The organism is Paenibacillus sp. FSL H8-0048 (assembly GCF_038002825.1).
Taxonomy (GTDB): Bacteria; Bacillota; Bacilli; order Paenibacillales; family Paenibacillaceae; genus Paenibacillus_AQ.
The window spans coordinates 404,204-421,851 of the sequence record NZ_JBBODF010000001.1 but is presented as its reverse complement, the minus strand read 5'-3'; the positions used below and the strand labels follow the sequence as shown (position 1 = coordinate 421,851).

Below are 17,648 nucleotides of genomic sequence, written 5' to 3'. Positions count from 1 at the left end.
TTGTAAAATATAAGAAATTATAGGTTACCGGGACGGGCGTTCCCCTGCTGGCTGTCATCCAGCGGCAGAATGACGGTAACCTGAGTACCCTTACCCAGCTCGCTGTCCATTTCCAGCTTGCCGTTATGAAGCTCTACAATCTGCTGGGAGATCGCCAGCCCGAGGCCTGTCCCCCCGTTCAGGGCATCGACCTGGAAGAAGCGGTCCCGGACTCTGGACAGATGCGCTTCACTAATGCCAATACCACTGTCACGAACAGTGACTGCCATCTCGGTACCGGATAGACGCTCTGCCGACAGCACGATACTGGAATCCTCCGGCGAGAACTTCACTGCATTATCCACCAGATTGAGGAAGACCTGCTTGAGACGGTTGGCATCCCCCTTGATAAAGATCGCCTCCTCGCATTCCAGCTGCAGATGAATCCGTTTCTTCTCAGCCTTCGCCCAGATATTAAGCAATGTCTCCTGCAGAAGAACCTTAATATCCACCTGCCCCATCGATAACTTCATTTGGTTCTGTTGCAGCTTCGAGAAGTCGAGGATTTCTTCCACCAGCCCGATCAGCCGGTCACTCTCCCTGGAGATAATTCCGACCCCAAGCTTGGTTTCTTCGGGGTCATAGCCTCCGGAAACCAGCGTCTCGCTCCAGCCCTTGATGCTGGTCAGCGGAGTGCGCAGCTCATGAGAGATCGAGGAGATGAAATCATCCTTAATCTGGTTGCTGCGGACAATCTCGTCCGCCATATAGTTGAGCGTTGAAGCGAGTTCGCCGATCTCGTACCGGTAATCGCCTTTGATCCGGGTTGTGAACTTGCCCTTCGCCATCTGAGCCGACACGGCCCTGATATTATTCAGCGGACGCACAATCGAGTTGGCGAGCCCGAAGCTTAGCAGCAGCACGATCGTGAGGACTGCCACCCCGATGCCAATGGAGAGCAAAGTAAGGTTAAGCAGATTACTGTTCACACCTTCCATCGACGTCAGATAGCGCAGGACATAAGTATCATGGGCGGTAATCTGCACCATTTTGGATACCGCCATGACATTCTCATTGGTTCCGGCCTGGCGCCCCACCCAACGTCCGATACTGCCGCCTACTGCCTCGGGAACATCACTGGTGGTAATCGTCCGGTCCGGCTGGAACCCGGTTGAGCTGGTAATAATATCCCCTTTAAGGGTCAGGACCTCCAGCTCGGTAAACTCCACATTGAACAACCTAAGCAGCTTCTGCAGCTGGGCCTGTGAGCTGTCTCCTGAAAATTCATATTTCACCAATGTCTCGGCCACACTGATATGCGTGGTGATTTTGCTGTAGATACTGTTGTAATAATAGGTGCGGATCGACAGCAGGAAGATCGTTTCGACCAGGAGAAGCGCTACAAAGACTACAAGAATATAGTGCAGTACGATCTGTCTGCGCATCCCCTTCTTAATCATTGTACCTGGCCTTTCCATTTATAGCCGTGTCCCCACACCGTCTGCAGGTATTCAGGCTCCGATGGATTATTCTCGATTTTTTGGCGCAAGCGGCGGATATTGACGTCAACGATCTTGGGGTCCCCCATATATTCCTTGCCCCAGACATGATCAAGCAAGGAGTCACGGCTGAGCGGTGTATTCTCCTTCTCCAGGAAAAACTGCACCAGCGAGAACTCTGTTGGGGTAAGCTCAATGGCTTCCCCGCTCCGCTTGAACTGCTTGGAGATCAGATCCAATGTGAACGGACCCGACTGGAACGAAACCTTGGCCGACTGCTCGCGGTGAACATTGACCCGGCGCAGCAGCGACTGGATACGTGCGATCAGCTCAGTGGGACTGAACGGCTTACTGACATGATCATCTGCTCCCACGGACAGCGCATAGACCTTATCCTGCTCCTGTACCTTGGCTGTCAAGAAAATAATCCCCAGCCGTTCATTGGTCTCCCGGATGCGTCTGCATACCTCAAAGCCGTCGATGCCGGGCACCATCACATCCAGCAGTGCGATATCAATATCATGTATAGTGGTCAGCTTGTGCAGCGCCTCGTTACCGTCTGCCGCCTCCAGCACCTCAAAGCCATTGCGCTTCAGGTTAATGACAATAAAACTGCGGATGGATTCTTCATCCTCCAATATCAGTACTTTACTCATCGATTCCCTTCCTTTCAATTGAGGATTTGATTCGTCCGTCCTCTCCTCCGATTGTACTCTGTTCCAGTTCTCCCCGGTATCCAATCATCTTATCCAGATCGCGTCCGAGCAGCTTCCAGCCGGTGTTCTTCACATTGTCCCATTCCACAGGCGAGAAGAATTTCACTTCAGCGACCGTCTCTCCGGTATCCGTCATGATGAATTTGAGTGATTTGTTCTGAACCGACTTCGTGTCCACCGTCACCCGCTCCTGCCATTCGGGGGCAAAGTTAATGGTGAACCGGTCGAGCGGATCATTGTAGAGCTGGGTACTGAAGGTCAGGCCGTCTTTCCCGTCCCATTTGTAATAAGAATTGAAATAAGGAATGGTCTCAGGATCGAAATACTCCCAGCCCTTGGGGGGCACCAGCAACCCTATCTCTATAATTCCATCCGAATCAATATCCTCGCTGACAATTCTGCGGTCCTTGAAGGTGTGGCTATCCCCTGGAATAGCGACACGCAGCTTAGTATTCTCCATTACAACTAAGGTTGTATAAGCAGAACGCGCATCCACAGCAGAATCCAGAACTATACCTTCTTTATTTGCAGCTACTTTTCCTGAGACAATATTGTAATAACTATTGAAATAGGGGTCCAGATCGTCGAGTTCATCCAGCACCTTGAAGCCGTCATTATACTGATAGGTAGTTATTGTAGCGAATTCATTACGCTTGAAGTACACCACGGTAATATCCACGATCCCGTCTTCATTGAGATCATCGATGATATATTTGGTATATGGCTTGGTCAGAATCTCTTCCAGCACTCCCCCGGAATAACTGTAGACAACCATGCCCTTCACACCCTTATCTTCCGTGCGGGAATAACCGGCAATAATGTTAAGCTTACCATCACCAGTTACATCCTGAAGATCTACAGAATCAAGGGCGTTGCCAACACCATCGAATGTAAGCTTCTTGACCCAGGTGTCCCCCTGCTTCTCCAGAATCATCCCGTGATTAACCACGGCCTCATTCTTCGTCTGGTAGAACACAAGCGTCTCCATCACGCCATCCCGGTCCAGGTCCTCTGTAAAAATAGAGCTGTTATCATCATTGGCCGGACGGATCAAGGTGCCATCCAGCGCCTTCAAGGAAGAGTTGATGGCTGCCATCAGCGAAGCCTTGTCCGCAGGCAGCTGGGGCACCCTCATCTGGGATACCGGATCGCTGATGAAGGTGCAGCCTGACAAGGCAAACAGCGACAGGGCGGCTGCGGCAAGTCCTCCCAGAACACGCATACGCATATTCAACTTCATTTACGCTCTCCTTACTGAACACCTTGCCTTAGTTCACAGATGCAGCCGCTCCTGTGAGGTCAGCCGGCGTCCTTTGACATCATGCTTAATTCTTCCGTCCTCCAGTACCCACAGACGGCTGGCATAACGCTCGGCCAGCTCAATCGGCAGCACCGTAAGCACGGTAAGTCCTGTCTCCTTGCACAGATTGCGGAGGGTCTCCAGCACATTCTCCGCAGTCTTGGGGTCAAGGCCCGTCACCGGCTCATCCGCCAGGATGACCTTGGCTCCGTGAACCAATGCCCGGGCAATAGCTACACGCTGACGTTCACCGCCGCTGAGCTGGCCGGACTTCAGCTTAGCCTTGTCCAGCAGACCGAGCAAATCGAGCTGGTCCATCGCCCCCATATAATCATCCGAACGGACCATGCCTGTAGCCATCCGCCACAGCGGCGTCTGGGAGGCCTGTCCGATCAGTACATTCTTCAGTGCAGTGCGGTTCGGATTCAGCTCCGCATTCTGCTCCAGATAGGCCCATTCCCGGCGGATTTTACGTTTGCCGGCGAAGGGGCTCTTCATAATATCCTGCCCATCTACCCTGAAATTCCCTCTGTCCCACTTCTCACGCAGGGCAAGGCAGCGCAGCAGTGTTGATTTCCCGCTGCCGCTGGCTCCCAGCAGCGCTACAAATTCTCCCGGTTCTAATTGAAATCCGATATCCTGAAGCACCGGTGTTTTATCTTCCCCGACCGCTTTGGCCAAATGTTCAACTGTAATCATAGGTCAGCCTCTCCTGTCTTCGACTCTACTCTATAGTGTACTCTGAAAGCGGGATCAAATTCCATGCGAGCATTCGTTCTTATTCTACCTCATATCGTCTTCCGTGGCGAGAACAATAACCCTGCCAGCCCAAATACAATATACAGCCCGCCCATCACGGCAAACACACTGCCGCCCCAGCCGAATTGCAGCAGCAGCCCGCCGATGCCCGGACCCGCTATACTTCCCAAACTATAATGGAAGGAAGCAACCACGTTGGCAGCGGGAAGCAGCTTGCGCGGCAGGATATCGGCGGCATAGCTTAATCCTAGCGAGAAAAAGGAGCCGACAAGTCCCCCGGCCACCATCAGCACTAGCAGGGTGAGCAGGAAATGGTCGCCGGTAAGCGGAAGCAGCGTGAAGGCCAGGCCTCCTCCTGTCCCCGCAGCAATCAGAATGGCCTTGCGGCCAAAGCGGTCGCTCCATATGCCAAGCGGCAGCTGGAGCAGCAGGCCCCCGATGCCTGCAAAGGGCAGCAGAGCGGCAATCTGGTCTGCACTGAACCCGGTGCGCAGCCCGTATACAGGGAAGCTGCTGTTCAGGCTGGCTTCCATATAGCCGTATAGCAGCGCCGGAATCAGTGCATACCAAGCAAGCCGGTAGCTCCGGCCGAACCTGCTCGCCTGGCCTTCTCTATGATCCATAGCTTCCGGCCGTGAGTCAGGCAGCTTGAAGCCGACAATCAGCAGCACGATCACGAACAGCAGAGCTGTAATCAGGAACGGTGCGGACTGTCCGAACCGCAGCAGGCTGATGCCCAGCGGTCCGAGGCTGAAGCCCAGTCCGTAGGACATCCCGTAGAGCGACAGGTTCCGTCCGCGGTGCTCCGCCGGTGTCATGAGCAGCACCCAGAGCTGCGCGGCGTAGTTCACTGCCGAATCGCCGATCCCGACAAGCACGCGGAGCACGAACCAGATCTTCACGCCGGTAAGAAGCGGGAACAGCAGCAGTGATACCAGCACAAGCGCGAGACCGGCGGCGATCAGCTTCTTGAAGCCGATGGCGCCAAGCACCCGCTCCGCAATCAGGGTCATGGCGAATGAGCCTACATACAGCGCAGCCGCATTAAGTCCGTTCAGCGAGGATGATACGCCTTCCTGCTCCAGCAGAATAGATAAGACCGGCAGCAGCATCCCCTGGCTCAGCCCTGCCAGAATAATCACAGCAATCAAAATCGAATAATTCATTCTGCCGCTCTGTCCATGCGGCATCGGTGTGGAATCTGACACAAATAAATCCTCCTATGTAATTCATTGATGTTCGTAACCTGATGTCCATGCGGCAAACACCGAACATTATAGTAGACAACCCTCTTCAAAACAAGAGATAATATATAGAAGTGACTGATTTTCTGGAGGTGACCCGGCTTAAATGAAGTATGAACTGAGCATTGATGTTTCCCCCGTATACGAACTGCTGGACAGTTTCATGTTATATGTAACCAAGAAATGGACCTCCAACCTGGACATCGGCACCGACTGGATCAGGGATGTGGACGGCCGCTTCACCACCGCGCAGCTTGCTGCACTGAAGCAGGCCGCCGAATGGCCGTTCGAAGATTATGATGTACTCTACGCCTGGGCCTACAGCCGGGGCGAGGCCTCCAAGGTGCTGCAGTTCCTGGCTGAGCTGGAGAACTCTTCACTTGAGGATTGCCTCCGGCGGACCGAGCCGTTCTTCCATAACTTCACGGCCGGGGAATGCGCGCGGATCAAGAACGGATATACGCCCCTTTTGCGGATATGGTATGAGCATTATTTCCGCCATGTGGAGCATACCCTGCTGCCGCTGCTGATTGAAGACGCTTCTGAGAAAAAAATGCTGGAGAGCAAAATGGACATGGTCCCGCTGATCGAATATGCTTCCGGCGGAATTGTCATTGAAGACATTCCCGGGCTGAAGACGATCGTGCTGCTGCCTACCGTGCATAACCGGCCGATCAATACGTATTGCTTCTTCAAAAATCTGATGCTGGTGCAATATCCGGTAGATGTCCCTTCAGACAATGAGGAGGAGCCGCCCACAGTCCTGCTTCGTTTAACACAGGCTCTCTCTGACCCAACCCGGCTGAGACTGCTGCGCTTCGTGGCCAATGAACCGAAGACGCTGTGGGAGATGCAGTCCGAGCTGAATCTGTCCCGGGAGATGCTGATGCATCATCTGCTTAGTCTGCGGGTCGCAGGGCTGCTGCGGGTCCATCTGCGCGGTGAAGGCACCGAACGCTACAGTATACGCCCTGACGGGGCCTCGGAGCTCCAGATGTTTCTGGAGTCTTACATCCGAATCTAACAGACCAACTTAGGAGTGAACCTCATGAAGTATTTGACCCAACAAGTGATCTTTGATCTTGACGATACCCTGGTGCATTGCAATAAGTATTTTGACCTCATTCTTGGCCAGTATTTCGAGCTGATGTCAGACTGGTTCAGCGATTATCAGCCCACCATCGGCGAACTGCGCACTAAGCAGGTAGAGATCGATGTCGAGACCGTTAGCACAAGCGGCCTGGCCAGCGACAATTTCCCGAAATCACTGATTGCCACCTACCATTATTTCTGCAGCAAATATAACCGCAAGCCGGACGCGTTCGAGGAGCGGCAGCTGATGAAGCTGGGGATGAGCGTGTACGACCAGGAGGTGGAAGCTTATCCCGGCATGGTGGAGACGCTGGATACCCTCAAGCAGGAGGGCCATTCCCTCTATCTCTATACCGGCGGCGACGACACCATCCAGCAGCGCAAAATCGCCCAAATGAAGCTGGACGCCTATTTCGATGACCGCATCTATATCCGCCAGCACAAAAATGTGGAGGCGCTTGAGAAGATCCTGACCACTTACCCGTTCGACCGCAAAATCACATGGATGATCGGCAACTCCCTGCGTACAGATGTACTGCCCGCGCTGACTGCCGGGATCAACAGCATCTATCTGAAGCAGCCGAATGAGTGGCTCTACAATCTGATTGAGCTGGAACGGGAGATGCAGCAGTCTGTCCTGACCATCTCTGCCATTCACGAGGTACCTCCGGTGATCCGCACCGCTGCGCTGCGGGAGCATCACGGCTGATTGACTGGCATCACAAGAATCAGGCAATTGTTACAAATGGCATAGGCAGCCTGCGGCGTGTATGATTATACTATTTGAGTAGATTTTCACACCGTTCAGGAGGCTGGCCATGAATAATAAAGCTAACCGTTCCAGAAACACACCAAGTCACGGGCGTCTGCTCCCTATGCTGCTTGCAGTGATTGCCGTGCTGCTGATCGCCCTTCTTGCCTTCTTCCTTACACAGGACAAATCGTCCGGCACCGAGACGCTCGATAATCTCCCTAACTACACCGATGTGAAGGGCAAGATCGTGGTGGACGGGCTTAAATACGAGAAGCAGCCGCATTTGGGCAGCGGAGACGCCAAGGTGAAAGTGATCGAATTCGCCGATTTCAAATGCCCTGCCTGCAAAAGTTGGACCGCCTCCTACCTCGATACGTTCATCAAGGACTACGTAGACAGCGGGAAAGTCCAGTTCTACTTCATGAACTTCGCCTTCATTGACCGGGATTCTTACCTGGCCGCCAGTGCCGGAGAAGCTATCTATCAGCAGAATAACGAGAAGTTCTGGGAGTATCTCCACAAGCTCTACGAGAACCAGGGTGACGAGAGCAAGATCTGGGCAACCCAGAAGTTTATCACTAAGTTCGTGAAGGACAATATTACAGGAATTGACCAGGAGCGGTTCGAGCAGGATCTGAAGAACCATACGTATATGTACGATGTCAAAGAGGATTTCAAAATCGCCGGAGCCTACGGCGTCAACGGCACACCAAAGTTCATGGTGAACGGCATCCTGCTGCCGGATTCCTCCTATGAAGGCTTAAGCGCCGCTATTGAAGCAGCCTTAAGCGAAGCTAATTAATTTAGACCAAAAACGCAGAGCAGCGATTCTCCAATAACGGTAGAATCGCTGCTTTTTTGAATGTTAAGCTTTTGAAGATAGAGGCCTGTCTCCGCTAGTACCTTATCAGATTTAAAATAGTGGAGTAGAATAAATCACCCTTCAAATTACATATTTTCAATTGACGGTTGTTATTTGGGGGCGCTAAGCGTAACGGACACAGGGGCTCTTATCCGTGAAGAAAGTCTTCACTTGGGCGATTAGCGGACCGCAAGGACCTTATCCCCTGCAATTCAGCTCCAAAACGTCTCTCAGAAAGACGATAAGCTCCACTGAGTCCGTTACGCTGCAAAAGGTGGTGTTCTCGTGGGGATAAGGTCTCTTCGGTCCGTTAGATTTTTCGGGATGATAGGGTTTCATTACACAAACCCCTGAGTTTCACAAGCATATCCACTCTTTTAAATCTGAAACTGCCTTCTTTTACAAAAGCGCCCCGGCCGGGAAAAGATGGCCGGGGCATTCTTAGTATGAATGAATTATTCCACGGCCAGCTGGCCGGTATCCATATTCTGCAGCACCAGCTTGCCTTCAAGCGGCGCGCCGTCCTCACCGGTCAGCTTCAGCTTTCCGGTCCGGCCTTTCTCAATCAGGGCCTTCACCTGGGTGTCGGTGAGCGTACGTCCGTGATTCTCCTTCCAGATCACGAAGCCGCAGCCCTCCTTATAATGGGAGCAGCCGTAGCCCTTGCGGCCCATGAAGATCATACCGCCGCAGCCGGGACGCGGGCAGGAGCCGATGACCTTCGGCCCGGTATCCACGTTCTTCCCGGCTGCGTCCGACGCCGCGCGGCGCGGCCCAGCTGCTGCGGACGTACGCCCGGCTGCCTTGGATTCAGCGGCCTTGCGCGGTGCAGCAGCCGGACTGCGGCCCTTGCCGCCGCTGTTCAGCGAAGGGGTATCCCCTTCGAAGGAGGTCTTCGCGGCACGCGACTGCACGCGCACCTTGTCCACAATCATCGCAGCGAACCGCTTGACGTTCTCCATAAATTGTCCGTCCGCTGCGGTGCCGCGGGCAATTTCATTGAGACGGCGCTCCCACTGCCCGGTCATTTCCGGGGAGGTCAGCAGTTCCACGCCTGCCCCGCGGATCAGCTCAACCGCCGTCCGCCCCTTTTGGGTGATGGCGATCTTTTTCCCCTGCATCTCCACATAGCCGACATTCTTCAGCCGTTCAATCGTAGCTGCCCGGGTCGCCGGAGTGCCCAGCCCCGAGTCCTTCATGGCATCGCGCAGCTCTTCATCCTCAATCTGCTTGCCTGCACTCTCCATGGCCTTCAGCAAGGTTCCTTCGGTGTAATGCTTCGGAGGCTGGGTATCCTTCTCCTTCACAACCGCATCGCTGCAGATCACTTCCCCCTCTGCTTGAACCGAGAACGGCTCGTTCACCTCAAGCTCTTCTTCCTCCTCGTCCTCCTTGCCTTTGCCCTTGGACGGTCTGGACTTGTCCTTCTTCTGGTCAGCGTAGATCACCTTCCAGCCGAGGCTGAGCAGCTCCTTGACTGTAGTCTTGAACTTCTCGCCTTCCACTTCGGTCATGACTGTATGCACCTTATATTCCGCAGCCGGATAGAACTGGGACAAGAAACGGCGCACGATCAGATCGTACAGCTTGGCCTCGTCCGCGCTCAACCCGTTCGCCTTGCGGTTCGTCGGCAGAATCGCATGGTGATCCTCGACCTTGGATGGATTACAGATGAATTTGTTGCCTTTATGAACCAGGTTACGGTTCGCACCCTTCACCCAATCGTCGTACTGCGTGCCCTGAAGGGACGACAGCGTCTTATGCATTTCAGGAATATTCTGCTCCGTGACATAGTTGGAGTTGGTACGCGGATACGAAATTACCTTATGCTTCTCATACAGCGCCTGGGCGATATCCAGTGTTTTTTTGGCGGAGAAGGCATATTTCCCGTTCGCCTCACGCTGCAGCAGGGTCAGATCGTACAGCTTGTTCGGATATTCCTTGGTTTCTTTGACCTCATAGAGAATAATCCGGGCGGGCTTGCCTTTGACCTTGGCCGCAAGCGCCTCTGCCTTCGCACCATCCGTTAACCGGTCGCCCTGCCACATTCCCTTATACGTCTGCTCATTCTGGGTGAAATGGCCCTCCACCTCAAAGAACTTCAGCGAGGAGAATGCTTCAATGGTCTTCTGACGGTCATAGATCAGCGCAAGCACCGGGGTCTGCACCCGGCCTACAGAGAGCAGCACATTATGCTTGGTCGTAAAAGCGCGCGAGCCGTTCATCCCGATCAGCCAGTCCGCCTCGCTGCGCGCCCGGGCCGCTTTGGTCAGATTCTCGTATTCTGACCCGTCCTTCAGCTCCTGGAAGCCCTTGCGGATCGTCTCCGGCGTCAGATCGGAGATCCACAGCCGCTTCACCGGCTGGTTAAGCTCCAGGTAACGCTGAATCAGCGAGAAAATATGCTGGCCCTCACGCCCGGCATCGCAGGAGTTCACCAGCAGATCGCTGCGCTTCGCCAGCTCCCCGATCACCTTCAGCTGATCCATAGTGCGTGCATTAGGCAGCAGCTTGAACTCCTCGGGGATAATCGGCAGATCGTTAATGTTCCACTTTTTATATTTATTGTCGTAGGCTTCGGGCTCTGCCAGGCCAATCAGATGCCCAATCGCCCAGGTGATGATGTACTGCTCCCCTTCCAGATAGGAACGGTAGTTTTTGGCCTTCGGTTCTATTGCGGCGGCGATATTCCGCCCCATGTCCGGTTTCTCCGCAATAATGAGTGTCTTCAACAATAATCGCTCCTTACCCTTGGTTCATTACAAAAGTTGTCCAGTAGTCTATTATACCATTCCTGAACCTCAAAATCCGCTTCGCATTATTCAGACCTGTAACCTACAGGCGGAATATTGCCATCAGAATGAGCAGCGCCCCGATGATCAGGCTGAATAACTCAAGCACATCTCCCGTGGACCAGTGCGTGCGGAAAAATACGATTGCAGGCTGGGCGAGACCCGCTATCAGATACAGAATGGCCAGCAGCAGACCAAAGGAAAGTATGGAGAAGACAGGCGCATCACTCTTTGGCCCCCCGATGGAGGCAATCAATACAATTAGCACGGACAGAATATACAGTATTCACCGGAAGAAGATAATCCACGGCCCGGACTTTGCGGGTGCAGGCTCTGCCGGGACCTGCTGTTCCCTGGCCCGCTCTTCCAGCAAGCGGCGAATCTCTTCTGGATGCTCATTACGTATTTTCTGCATTTGTCTGGCATTGTCAAGCCTGCGTCTCAGGCGTCCAAACATGGCTTCCCCTCCTCTCCAAGGCGGCGATTCATACGGTATTCCCCTATTTTACCAGAGCTTCAATTCAAGCAAAAGCAGTATCCGGCGCGGACTTCAGACCGCTTACGCGCAGCAAGGCCTCGCCAATATCAATTACTTCCTTGTTACCCGTTCTGCGGTCCATGTATTCAATTCTTTGCTCTGCGGCCAGCTTGCCGACCACAAGTACGACCGGTATACCAAGCAATCCGGCATCCTTGAATTTAACCCCGGGCCGCTCATCGCGGTCGTCCAGCAGGGTATCGATGCCCAAGGCGGTCAGCCTTGCATACATGGCTTCGGCCAGCTCACGCTGCGCTGTATCCTTGACCGACATCAGCAGAATATGAACCATATACGGAGCCAGACTCTGCGGCCAGATCAACCCCTGGTCATCGTTGTGCTGCTCAGCGACTGCGGCCAGCAAGCGGGAGATGCCGATGCCGTAACAGCCCATTACCATAGGCCGGGTACGGCCGCCCCGATCCAGGTAGCCTGCCCCCAGCTTCTCGCTGTAGACCGTGCCCAGCTTGAAGACATGCCCTACCTCGATGCCTTGATGGAAATCAAGCTCCCCTTCGCCGCACTGCGGACAGCAGTCGCCCCTATGCACTTCCGCCTGCTCCAGATTCGCAGCATATCCGCACAGGGAGCACACAGCTATCGTATCCTCGCCTATCTCTGACAGGGCCATGAATTCATGATTCTGGCCTTTGCCGCCAATGGCTCCGGCATTCGCCTGCACCGCCCGGTACTTCAGGCCGCAGCGGTCAAAGATCCGCTCATAAGCGCTGTACATTACCTTATAGGCCAGGTCCAGGCCTTCCCAGTCTGTATCAAACGAATAGGCATCCTTCATCAGGAATTCCCTGCCCCGCAGAAGTCCTGAGCGCGGACGACGTTCATCCCGGAACTTCGTCTGGATCTGATAGACGGTCACCGGCAGCCGCCGGTAGGAGCTGATCTCTCCGCGCATTAGCGCCGTAACCACTTCCTCATGGGTCGGACCCAGCACGAACTCACGGTCGTGACGGTCGCGGAGCTTCATCAGCTCTTTGCCGTACACCTCATAACGTTCCGATTCTCTCCAGAGCTCTGTCGGCTGCATGGAAGGCATAAGAACCTCCTGCGCACCGGCGGACTCCATTTCCTGGCGCACGATCTGTTCTATCCTGCGCAGCACCCGCCGTCCGAGCGGCAAATAGGTGTATACCCCGGCGGCCACCTGCCGGATATATCCGGCACGCAGCAGCAGCTGGTGGCTCCTTGTCTCTGCTTCGGCAGGAGCTTCGCGCAGAGTGGTAACTAATAGATTGGTTTGACGCATACAAATCAGCCTCTTTCGTCGATAAGTGTGTACAGATCCAGAACATTTCACTGCCATAATGAGAACGCAAAAAAGACGCATCCGTCAGGGACGAATGCGCCGTGTTACCACCCTGTTTCAACCTCAAGACTATCCAAGCTTGCGGTCCTCTCATCCGGATAACGGCCGGGTCCGGCAGAATTATGCCCATCTTCAGCATAAGCTGCAGCTTCCAAGGCAGGATTGGTGTCTTACGCACTCGGGGGATCTTTCAGCCGGTGAAACCCTCGCTGTTCCGGCGCTTACAGATACCGGGTCCTTGGTCAACGCTGTTACGTTATAAATGTTGGTACTTAATCTATACGATATTTCGGGCTGCGTCAAGGCGGCGATGAATAGATCGTGAATGCAATTAAATATTTTGCAGCAAATATCTTCAGATATGACAAGAATGTGTCGATAAATCCAATAGGATAAGAGGTATTCAGAGAGAAACGGCTAGCGATACTACCAGTCGATTTCCATGTACCAGAGGGGGAACCGTTCCGATGTTCAAGTCAGTCAACCGCTTCATCAGCAAGCTCAGATCACGATCACTGCAAAGGCAAATGATGATGCTTTTCACCATTATGCTGGTGATCCCGATCCTCTTGGTCAGTTATTTCTCCTACTCCAGTGCTAAACGGGAATTAGAGAATAAAATGCAGAAAGCCACGCATTCCAGTGTCGATCTGGTCGCCGGGACCATTCAAGAATATGTATCCGCCGCTATGCGGAATGTGGATTTGCTCAGCCGCCAGATTGAGTCTTCCGAGGTCGATGTTAAGGCTCCCGGCACACGCACGCTCATTGATCAGTTCATGAAGGCACATCCTGAGCTGGAGATTCTTACGGTGGGCAACGAACAAGGTGCCTGGATGAAGGCCCCGGACCCCGGCAAACAGGATTATGATCCGCGTACGCGGGACTGGTATAAGGCGTCCATGCAGAATGCCGGTACCACAACAATCATTGATCCTTTTGTCTCGGCAACTACCGGCAACTATACGCTGTTCCTCTCCCATTCGCTGGAGGATGGCAAAGGAGCTGTCACCACCAGCCTCAACCTCAAGGCAATGAGTGAAAGAATCCATACCACCCATCCGGGTGAGACAGGCTACTTCTACATTGTGGACCGTAATCATAAATTCGTCTCTTATCCCGGCAAAGCTGCAGGTGAGGATGTAGCAGATTATATAGTGAAGCTGCTGGCTAACGACAGCGGGGACCTGCATTATACCAATCCGGACACGAAAATGGATATGCAGGGTTACTATACAACTGATCCGAATACCGGGTTCAAAATTGTCGGCATCCTGCCCACCCAAGAATTCTCGGATGCCTCACAGCCCATTATCTATACAGGCCTGGTCGTTCTGGCCATTGCTCTGCTTATCGCCCTAACCCTGATGTTCCTGATTGTCCGCTCAATCACGAAGCCGATCCGCAGTCTGAACCGTTCTGCACAGCGGGTAAGCGAAGGCTATCTGAATGAACAGATCGAGATAAACCGGGTGGATGAGATCGGTCAGCTGGCACAGAATTACAACCTGATGGTAGGCTCTCTGCGCGGCATCGTCTCGGATATTTCGGACACTTCGGGACAATTGGCAGCCTCCAGCCAGCAATTGAATGCCACCACTGAAGAGAACTCCACAGCCACCGCTTACGTGGCTGAACTGGTGCAGGACTCCTCTGAGGGTGCGCAGACACAGACCTCGGCTATGGCAGAGACCTCGCGCGCGATGGAGGAAATGTCTTCCGGTATTCAAAAGATTGCCGAAGCCGCGGCCTCCATCGTCGATTCTTCTGCAAGCACTGAAGCAGATGTGCGCGGCGGCAGCCTGAAGATGGAACAGGTCAGCCAGCAAATGGATGCCATCCGGACCTCTACTCAACACTCTTCGCAGCTAATCGGGCAATTGAACGGCTTGAACGATGAAGTCTCCGCAATGAGCAGTGCAATTTCGGCCATTGCCGTACAGACGAATCTCCTGTCGCTGAATGCCGGCATTGAAGCAGCCCGGGCCGGAGAGCAGGGCCGGGGCTTCGCCGTTGTGGCTTCCGAGGTGCGGAAGCTGGCTGATCAGTCGAAGAATACCGCCGGGGATATTCAAGATACCCTCCAGCAGATGACACAGTTGATCGACCAGACCTATGAAGCAATACAGCATACGGTCGCAGCCGATGTGGAGCTGGGGATTCAGGTTACCGCCGAAGCCAAGCAATCCTTCATCAGCATTGAACAGTCTACCGCCAAAATCAACAGCCAGCTGCATGACATCTCGGCTATTACCGAGCAAATGTCAGCGGGAGCGCAGGAGGTTGCCGCTTCCGTACACGAAATCTCCGGCATCTCCCATTCCGCCTCAGACGCTTTCCAGAGTGTAACGGCAGCTACAGAGGAACAGCTCGCTTCCATGGAAGAGATCTCCGCCTCCTCTACGGAGCTGTCCAGAATGGCTGGCGATCTGCAGCTTAAGATTGAACGCTTCAAGCTGGAAGACTAATCCCAGTGATCTTTTGAGCATTGAGGACCATTGATTCTCATGGCCGCATAACAAAGTCACCTGCGGTTGAATAGGACTACCTTCACGCCAGCACATTGCAGATTGTATGCTGTTTTCCACATAGATTCGGGCCATGCGCCTGCATGCGAGCACAATGTATGCTGTTTTCCGCATACATTAAGGCCATGCGCCTACATTCGAGCACATTGCATGCTGTTTTCCGCATACATTCGGGCCATGCGCCTGCATGCGAGTACATTGTATGCTGTTTTTCGCATACATTCGGGCCGTGCGCCTGCATGAGAGCACAATGTTTCCTTGTTCTCCTGTTGAAGATACAGCGCGTATCCAGCTACGCATCTCCAGTGGTCCTCGGATTCGTTGTATGTCCAATTCTCGATTTTTCCGACATCGGCTTTCCAGGCCTTGCTCTTTTCTTTATGATAGGTGCTGTATTTTACGACTGCCCGTATCTCTCTTTTCCAGATAGGCATAGTACGCCACAATAAACTGGCTTTCGGTCCCGATCTGTAGATTATAGCCTATCTTCAGTTGGCCATTGAGCATGTGATCTTCTTTCATTCGCATAAAAGTCGCATCGGGATCGGTCTTACTGAAGCTGTTCCGGTAACCCAGCACCTGCTCATACTGCTCGTACTTCAGGAGCCGGGGCAGCAAATCCTTACGTAAGCTACCTACTACAATAAAGAGCTGTCCCAAGCAGCCATTTCATGGCTTTTGGGACAGCTCCTTTTTCGTGCATATCGGATTTAGGCAAGTACAGTCGAACCCATCAGATATTTATCCACTTCGCGCGCGGCTTCGCGTCCCTCGTTGATGGCCCAGACGACCAGACTCTGTCCGCGGCGCATATCGCCGGCTGCAAATACTTTATCCACATTCGTGTTGAATTTGCCATAACGGGCCTTCACATTGCTGCGGCGGTCCGTATCCAGCTTAAGCTCCTCAATGATATCCTGCTCCGGTCCGTCGAAGCCAATGGCAATCAGCGCCAGCTGGGCCGGATAGACAGCCTCGGTTCCCGGAACCGGCTGGTAGATCTTCCGTCCTGTCTCGTCCACCGTCCGGCGGATCTGCACTGTATGCAGCTCCTTGAGGTTGCCTTCTTCATCGCCGACGAACTTGGTCGTCATGATAGAGAATTCACGCGGGTCTTCACCGAAGACCGCTTTGGCTTCCTGCTGCGCATAATCCAGGGTGTAGACATTCGGGAACTGCGGCCAAGGGTTAGCAATCGGATCACGTGTAAGCGGTGCTTTGTCGTGGGTACCGAACTGGGTGATGCTGCTGCAGCCATGCCGCAGGGAAGTCGCGACACAGTCGGAGCCGGTATCGCCTCCGCCCAGCACGATTACGTCCTTGCCTGCGGCGGATACATAGTTGCCATCCTCCAGATTGGAATTCAAATAGCTCTTGATCGTGCCGTTCAGGTAATCCATGGCATACATAACCCCTTTGAGGTCATGGCCCTCCACATTGAAGCGTCTAGCCTTGGTCGCACCGCCGCAGAGGACAACGGCATCATATTCATCCACCAGCTGCTGTGCCGGAATGTCTTTACCGATCTCTGTATTTACCACGAACTCGATACCCTCTGCTGCCAGCAGATCAACGCGGCGCTGTACGACACGTTTGTCCAGCTTCATCGTCGGAATACCGTACATCAGAAGGCCGCCGATCCGGTCACTGCGCTCAAAGACCGTTACCGTGTGACCCGCTTTATTCAGCTGGGCTGCTGCGGCCAGTCCTGCCGGACCGGAGCCGACAATAGCAATCCGTTTGCCTGTACGCTTCTCCGGCGGACTCGGAACGACCCAGCCCTCTTCAAAGCCCTTGTCCACAATGGCCAGCTCGATCGTCTTAATCGTAACAGGCTGTCCAATCAGACCGACGGTACAGGAGCCCTCGCAGGGAGCAGGACAAATGCTGCCGGTGAATTCAGGGAAGTTATTCGTCTTGTGCAGGCGCTCTAGCGCTTCCTTCCACAGGCCGCGGTAGACCAGGTTATTCCACTCCGGGATCAGGTTATGCACGGGACAGCCTGAAGTACCGCCGCTCATATCCATACCGGTGTGGCAATACGGTGTGCCGCAATCCATACAACGGGCACCCTGAGTCCGAAGCTCCTCCTCGGTCAGATGCTCGTGGAATTCTTCCCAATCCTTCACGCGCTGCTCGGGATCGCGGTCCCCTGGGAGCTGGCGCTTATACTCCATAAATCCAGTAGGTGTAGACATATATACGTTTCCCCCATCCGTTCTCTTCGTGTTGATGTATAGTACACCATTTCTAATTTTAAT

General features: G+C 53.7%; 15 protein-coding genes. 4 read left to right on the top strand and 11 right to left on the bottom strand.

Annotated elements, in window-relative coordinates; all coding sequences use genetic code 11:
* Positions 1-17: 17 nt before the first annotated feature.
* The 5 genes from NSU18_RS01995 to NSU18_RS01975 all read right to left on the bottom strand — a co-directional run bounded on the left by NSU18_RS01995 (position 18) and on the right by NSU18_RS01975 (position 5,443).
* On the bottom strand, positions 18-1,439 hold the full coding sequence (locus tag NSU18_RS01995; RefSeq protein ID WP_341022336.1) for a sensor histidine kinase: 1,422 nt from the start codon (positions 1,437-1,439) through the stop codon (positions 18-20).
* A complete protein-coding gene (locus NSU18_RS01990) occupies positions 1,436-2,134 on the bottom strand; it encodes a response regulator transcription factor (protein WP_076079320.1) in 699 nt (232 codons plus the stop codon). The genes NSU18_RS01995 and NSU18_RS01990 overlap by 4 nt, the downstream gene beginning before the upstream one ends.
* The gene (locus NSU18_RS01985) at positions 2,127-3,434 is read right to left on the bottom strand and encodes a hypothetical protein (protein WP_341148059.1); all 1,308 of its coding nucleotides are present in this window, start codon (positions 3,432-3,434) and stop codon (positions 2,127-2,129) included. The genes NSU18_RS01990 and NSU18_RS01985 overlap by 8 nt, the downstream gene beginning before the upstream one ends.
* 33 nt (positions 3,435-3,467) lie before the next feature.
* Positions 3,468-4,193 carry a phosphonate ABC transporter ATP-binding protein gene (locus NSU18_RS01980; protein ID WP_036726471.1) on the bottom strand — a complete coding sequence of 242 codons (726 nt, stop codon included), beginning with the start codon at positions 4,191-4,193 and terminating at the stop codon, positions 3,468-3,470.
* 89 nt (positions 4,194-4,282) lie between these two features.
* Positions 4,283-5,443: an MFS transporter gene (locus NSU18_RS01975; RefSeq protein ID WP_341150966.1), complete on the bottom strand. Its 1,161-nt coding sequence runs from the start codon at positions 5,441-5,443 to the stop codon at positions 4,283-4,285.
* Between the two features lie 160 nt (positions 5,444-5,603).
* Between NSU18_RS01975 and NSU18_RS01970 the strand changes: the two genes are divergently transcribed.
* From NSU18_RS01970 to NSU18_RS01960, 3 genes are all read left to right on the top strand, one after another.
* Positions 5,604-6,521, top strand: coding sequence for an ArsR/SmtB family transcription factor (locus NSU18_RS01970; RefSeq protein ID WP_341148058.1), 918 nt, complete (start codon positions 5,604-5,606; stop codon positions 6,519-6,521).
* A gap of 24 nt (positions 6,522-6,545) precedes the next feature.
* Positions 6,546-7,298 carry an HAD family hydrolase gene (locus tag NSU18_RS01965; protein WP_341022340.1) on the top strand — a complete coding sequence of 251 codons (753 nt, stop codon included), beginning with the start codon at positions 6,546-6,548 and terminating at the stop codon, positions 7,296-7,298.
* Between the two features lie 109 nt (positions 7,299-7,407).
* A complete protein-coding gene (locus tag NSU18_RS01960) occupies positions 7,408-8,145 on the top strand; it encodes a DsbA family protein (RefSeq protein WP_341148057.1) in 738 nt (245 codons plus the stop codon).
* A gap of 515 nt (positions 8,146-8,660) precedes the next feature.
* On the opposite strand, the gene NSU18_RS01955 is transcribed toward NSU18_RS01960, so the two are convergent.
* The 4 genes from NSU18_RS01955 to proS all read right to left on the bottom strand — a co-directional run bounded on the left by NSU18_RS01955 (position 8,661) and on the right by proS (position 12,799).
* A complete protein-coding gene (locus tag NSU18_RS01955) occupies positions 8,661-10,937 on the bottom strand; it encodes a type IA DNA topoisomerase (protein ID WP_341148056.1) in 2,277 nt (758 codons plus the stop codon).
* A gap of 103 nt (positions 10,938-11,040) precedes the next feature.
* The gene (locus NSU18_RS01950) at positions 11,041-11,265 is read right to left on the bottom strand and encodes a hypothetical protein (RefSeq protein WP_341148055.1); all 225 of its coding nucleotides are present in this window, start codon (positions 11,263-11,265) and stop codon (positions 11,041-11,043) included.
* A gap of 18 nt (positions 11,266-11,283) precedes the next feature.
* A complete protein-coding gene (locus NSU18_RS01945; RefSeq protein ID WP_341148054.1) occupies positions 11,284-11,454 on the bottom strand; it encodes a hypothetical protein in 171 nt (56 codons plus the stop codon).
* Between the two features lie 64 nt (positions 11,455-11,518).
* Positions 11,519-12,799 carry a proline--tRNA ligase gene (proS, locus tag NSU18_RS01940; protein WP_341148053.1) on the bottom strand — a complete coding sequence of 427 codons (1,281 nt, stop codon included), beginning with the start codon at positions 12,797-12,799 and terminating at the stop codon, positions 11,519-11,521.
* Positions 12,800-13,326: 527 nt separating this feature from the next.
* On the opposite strand from proS, the gene NSU18_RS01935 reads away from it, so the two are divergent.
* On the top strand, positions 13,327-15,327 hold the full coding sequence (locus NSU18_RS01935; RefSeq protein WP_341148052.1) for a methyl-accepting chemotaxis protein: 2,001 nt from the start codon (positions 13,327-13,329) through the stop codon (positions 15,325-15,327).
* 438 nt (positions 15,328-15,765) lie between these two features.
* On the opposite strand, the gene NSU18_RS01930 is transcribed toward NSU18_RS01935, so the two are convergent.
* Together NSU18_RS01930 and NSU18_RS01925 are read right to left on the bottom strand one after the other, a co-directional pair.
* Positions 15,766-16,047: a hypothetical protein gene (locus NSU18_RS01930; RefSeq protein WP_445321884.1), complete on the bottom strand. Its 282-nt coding sequence runs from the start codon at positions 16,045-16,047 to the stop codon at positions 15,766-15,768.
* A 50-nt stretch (positions 16,048-16,097) separates the two neighbouring features.
* On the bottom strand, positions 16,098-17,585 hold the full coding sequence (locus tag NSU18_RS01925; RefSeq protein ID WP_341148051.1) for a glutamate synthase subunit beta: 1,488 nt from the start codon (positions 17,583-17,585) through the stop codon (positions 16,098-16,100).
* Positions 17,586-17,648: the final 63 nt, after the last annotated feature.